The organism is Thermodesulfovibrionia bacterium (genome assembly GCA_030646035.1).
Lineage (GTDB): Bacteria > Nitrospirota > Thermodesulfovibrionia > UBA6902 > UBA6902 > JACQZG01.
Genome location: JAUSMY010000060.1, coordinates 1 through 3,555 on the forward strand (window position 1 = coordinate 1; position 3,555 = coordinate 3,555).

A 3,555-nucleotide genomic window follows, 5' to 3' on the forward strand; every position below is an offset into this window, starting at 1 on the left:
GGTAATCCTCCCATTTTTAACAGGAGCCTGCAGTAGAAGGTTTTAGTTTTAAAGCTTCTGCCAACTTCATTGCTGGCGTGATACCTCCAAGTGCCATACTCGGACGTTCATTATTGTAAATCCATAACCACTGTGTCGCAGTGAGTTGTGCCTCTTCAATGGTTGCAAAGTCATTCATCTCCATCCATTCATGCCGAACAGTTCTGTTATAGCGTTCTACATAGGCATTTTGCTGTGGCTTTCCTGGCTGAATGTAATCAAGCTGTATTCCTCGAGTTTCTGCCCAACAACAAAGGGTTGCACTGATATTTTCCGGCCCGTTATCACAACGAATCTTCCTGGGTTTGCCACGCCATTCAATAATCCGATCCAGAGCCCGCGTAACGCGTTCTGATGGAAGCGATACATCCACTTCGATTCCTAACCCCTCACGGTTAAAGTCGTCCAACACATTAAAGGTTCGAAAAGACCTGCCATTGGTGAGCTGATCAGCCATAAAGTCCATCGACCATGTGTCATTGGGCCGTTCTGGCACAGCCAATGGCTCCGGTTTCTCCCGCTTCAGCCGCTTGCGCGGCTTAATTCGTAAATTCAGCTCCAGCTCACGGTAAATACGATACACCCGCTTGTGATTCCATCCAAAACCCTTCACATTACGCAGATAAAGGAAACACAAACCAAAGCCCCAGCGCTTGTGGCAAGCCGTCAAACGGAGTAACCAATCGGCAATTTCCTCGTTCTCATCGTTGAGCACCGGCCGATAGCGATAGCAGGTCTCAGAAATGCCAAATGTTGTACAGGCCAAAACGATACTAACGGACTTATCCTGCACTGCCCAATGTGCCATTACTTTGCGCTGAGAGGGCTTTACCACTTTTTTCCGAGCGCCTCCTTCAACAGCTCATTCTGCATCTGGCTTTCCGCATACATCCGCTTTAACCGTTTGTTTTCCTCAGCCATCGCCTTCATTTCAGATAGCAAGGCAGCATCCATCCCACCATACTTGCTGCGCCATTTATAAAAACTTGCAGTACTCATTCCATACTCTCGGCATAAATCAGCCACTGGAATTCCTCCTTCAGCTTGCTTCAGTATTTGCATGATCTGGCTTTCCGTAAATCGCTGCTTTTTCATCAGTAAAATTCCTCTTCGTCTACGATAGAAAATTCTACTGCTTTGCTCCTCTAATTTTTGGGGGGATTACCATCCGAAATATGCATTTTTGCGCTTAATGCGACAGAACCCATTTGATAACATTGAGAGCGATTGTTTTGTGCTGGGTAATGTACGAACAGGCTGAGATACCGGTATTACGCTTGTTGGTGGTGTATCACCCCCCTGCTTCGCTATTGTGTTTTTTTCGGTTTCAGTCGATGCGATTGGAGACTCAAGCTGCTCAGTTACACGGCCATAGGTGAACATCGCCATAGCTGGACTGCAAAAAGCAGGAAAATTGCCGCATAGACCTTTTTAGGTATCGCCCGCTTCGGTTTTTCCACATGCAGACTTGCTTATTTACTAACTATTACTATTATTGAACTCCAATAGGTGATACACGCCAAACGATGTTGCCGACATCATCAGCCACAAGTAATGCACCTGTTTTATCAATTGTTACTCCGACAGGTCGACCTCGTGCCTTGCCTGCTTTGTTAAGAAATCCAGTGAGAAAATCGACAGGCATCCCGCTTGGCTTGCCTCCGCTGAACGGAACAAATACAACCTTGTACCCAGATGGGGGATCGCGATTCCACGATCCATGCTCACCTATGAAAGCTCCTTTTGCGAAGATCGCAGGCATAGAATTAGTATTTGAGAAAGCAAGACCAAGTGGCGCAACATGTGAACCTAGAGCATAGTCTGGTGCAATTGCTTTAGCCACCATATCAGGTCGAGGCGGTTCTACTCTAGAATCCACGTGTGCACCGAAATAACTCCATGGCCAACCGTAGAATGCTCCCTCCTTTACAGAAGTTAAATAGTCTGGCACGAGATCATTACCAATTTCATCTCGTTCATTTACGACAGTCCACAACGTGCTAGTCTCGGGTTCCCAAGCTAGGCCGTTAGGGTTACGCAATCCACTTGCATATAGCCGTTTATCGCCGGTTTGGATGTCCACTTCCCAGATGGCCGCTCTACCTTCTTCAATCTCTAACCCGTTTTCCCCAACATTACTATTAGAACCGACAGTTACGTAGAGTTTTTTGCCGTCGAGGCTGGCGATCAAATTTTTTGTCCAATGATGGTTAATTCCAGCGGGAAGATCTGTGACTTTGACAGGTACAGTATTGATTTCAGTCTGACCATCAGTATATGGTACTTTTATGATGGCATCCGCATTTGCTATGTAGAACTCATTGCCCACTAGCGCCATCCCGAAAGGCGACATTAAGTCTTTCATAAACACTGTGCGCTGCTTTGCGGAACCATCGGGGCCGATTCCACGAAGAAGAATAATTCGGTTAGCACTAGGAACATTTGCTCCACCACGACTCATCATGATCGATTGCGCTTTTCCGCGGATCCAAGCGATGAAGCCCTTGCCAACTTCATCGCTACCTGCTGGTTTGCGAGGTCTATTGCTCTCCACTACAAGGATATCACCGTTAGGCATCCTATAGAGCCAGCGAGGGTGATCCAGATCACGCGCTAAAGCGGTAACTTGAAAACCTGCTGGTGCTGACGGCCTTTCTTTATCAGACCATCGTATTGCTTCGGCTACTTTAATGGTAGGAATCAATGAAGTTGTTGGTGGCGGTAATTGAGGATAAGGTCCTACACCACTTTCGGAAGGAAGTTTGGAGGACGTTTCGCAACCAGTCAGCATAACAACAAAAAAGACTAGCGTTAAAAATTTATATCTAATTCTTAAGGCCACTTCATCTCCTATTTTGCGTTTTAATACTCTTCTTCGTCTTGTGTTATTCTGGAGCTTATGGAATCGGCTTTTACATAAACTGCCCTACAGTTCTACTAGATGTCTTACATAAAGGCCTAATAATTTTCGAAAACTTTCATATGCTATTTAAATTAATTCGGAAATTCCCTTTTTATGACTTTCTGTGCTTTTGGTAGGTAGCTCTTTGCTAAGTTTAATTATTTTTTGTGTGTTACAAAATTTATGTAATTCTACTTTAGCTACGATCATTATATGTGTTGCAATAGCGGTGACTCCAACAAAAAGTGCTACTTCTGAACCCATGCTGTACAGCTTCGCCTGGTTGGCCAGCAAGCAGGCTTCGATATCTCGCAGACTCTCGCGGTAGCTCAGCTGCGCAAAAGCCATGGCGCGGAATTGCTCGGTACAACTCAGATTGCGCACGCCCGAATCGGCACCAAAATATTTTCTCGGAGAGCCACTTCAGTACTTGGCTCTATCGTTTCAGTAGCTAATTTAACCGGACACTACTGATAATGGATAATAACAAACTCGTAACATTGGGGTTCCTATACCACCAACAAAACGAGTTTGCGATGCCCCGATTAATGCTCAGTGATGAGTTCTGGTCGAAGCTGGAGAAGATTCTGCTTCAAGAAGCGATTTATAACAAG

Annotated in this window: 3 protein-coding genes and 1 pseudogene; 1 reads left to right on the plus strand and 3 read right to left on the minus strand. The window is 45.5% G+C overall.

The genetic code is table 11. The features are described 5' to 3' along the window. Positions 1-16: 16 nt before the first annotated feature. The 3 genes and pseudogenes from Q7U10_11220 to Q7U10_11230 form a co-directional block, all read right to left on the minus strand. Positions 17-1,134 (minus strand): IS3 family transposase gene (locus Q7U10_11220; GenBank protein ID MDO8283171.1). Its coding sequence is split into 2 segments (ribosomal slippage): positions 17-882 and positions 882-1,134, totalling 1,119 coding nucleotides; the frame shifts between segments, so codons are not numbered across the junction. Between the two features lie 397 nt (positions 1,135-1,531). After that, complete coding sequence (locus Q7U10_11225) at positions 1,532-2,830, minus strand: sorbosone dehydrogenase family protein (protein ID MDO8283172.1); 1,299 nt, start codon at positions 2,828-2,830, stop codon at positions 1,532-1,534. Between the two features lie 369 nt (positions 2,831-3,199). Further along, a pseudogene (locus Q7U10_11230) lies at positions 3,200-3,340 on the minus strand (DUF4372 domain-containing protein). 137 nt (positions 3,341-3,477) lie between these two features. On the opposite strand from Q7U10_11230, the gene Q7U10_11235 reads away from it, so the two are divergent. Beyond that, a partial coding sequence (locus tag Q7U10_11235) for an IS5/IS1182 family transposase (GenBank protein MDO8283173.1) occupies positions 3,478-3,555 on the plus strand: 78 nt, incomplete at its 3' end.

Coding starts and splice junctions, on each gene's coding strand:
- Q7U10_11225 (MDO8283172.1), bottom strand. CDS start 2,830: ATGCTGACTGGTTGCGAAACGTCCTCCAAACTTCCTTCCGAAAGTGGT.